The organism is Collinsella sp. AF37-9, assembly GCF_003475115.1.
Lineage (GTDB): Bacteria > Actinomycetota > Coriobacteriia > Coriobacteriales > Coriobacteriaceae > Collinsella.
The window spans coordinates 1-252 of the sequence record NZ_QROQ01000075.1 but is presented as its reverse complement, the minus strand read 5'-3'; the positions used below and the strand labels follow the sequence as shown (position 1 = coordinate 252).

At 60.7% G+C, this 252-nt stretch carries 1 pseudogene; it reads right to left on the bottom strand.

Annotation, left to right across the window (positions count from 1 at the left end):
- Positions 1–252 (bottom strand): annotated as a pseudogene (locus DW024_RS10225) (hypothetical protein); the annotation flags it as partial.

Here is a 252-nt window from a genome sequence, read left to right as displayed (position 1 = left end):
CCCCGCCATGCCCGCGAGCATGCGTTCGACGTAGGGGCTCGCGTCGAAGAGCTCGTCGCAGCATGGCTGCTTGCACTGAAGGTGCGCGAAGCTTCCCTGATAGTTACAGGTTCTCTCGTCGGGAAACGTCTTCTCGGCCTGGGTGTCCACATTGGTGCTCAGGATGAAGTAGTCCTTATGGCCGATGAGGGACCGTAGGTCGAGATAGGGCTGCGAGGCCAGCTCGCGCAGCATGAAGTCGATGTATCGCGC